Annotated in this window: 1 protein-coding gene; it reads right to left on the minus strand. The window is 43.6% G+C overall.

Annotated elements, in window-relative coordinates; all coding sequences use genetic code 11:
* Positions 1–58: 58 nt before the first annotated feature.
* A partial coding sequence (locus N1032_RS27255; protein ID WP_259543830.1) for a hypothetical protein occupies positions 59–551 on the minus strand: 493 nt, incomplete at its 5' end.

Genomic DNA, 551 nt, shown 5'->3' on the forward strand with positions numbered 1-551 from the left:
AACCGTAAGGCTGACGACGGTTCGGATCTCGATATGCAACCAGTGCTGATGTAGACATTTATTCTTCCATTAAAAGAGAGATGAGAGTTTCCATCCATTTAGGATTCTTTACAGAATAATAACTAGACGTTTCATCATACAGTGCTCTATCGCTTGTCCAATATGAGCAATAAGTATTGCTCCCTCTATTACGATATGCATCTGGTGTTGATACTTCACGGAAAAAGCGAGCTACTAAGTTCTCTACTTTCTCGCCACCGGGGCGGTCAATTAATGCGTCACCTTGTCCAAGTGTTCCGCCAAAGACAGCGTTAAAGATGGACTCATTGAATTCTTCAGAGATAAGCTCGTCGAATCCTTCAATGACAGGTTCCATATAATAAGAACTCAGATCATCATCACGGTCGTGACCACAACCTGTAGTGTAGCTATGCTGTTGCCATGCGATTGCAGTTGGCTCTTTGAAGCGCTTACCACAACCAACCCAGAAATTCTGGACTGGAAGGATGCACCCGTCGTTGTTTTCACCACAATAGTGGACGTTAGTAGTT

It is taken from the genome of Herbiconiux daphne, assembly GCF_024979295.1.
In the GTDB taxonomy this organism is placed as follows: Bacteria; Actinomycetota; Actinomycetes; order Actinomycetales; family Microbacteriaceae; genus Herbiconiux; species Herbiconiux daphnes.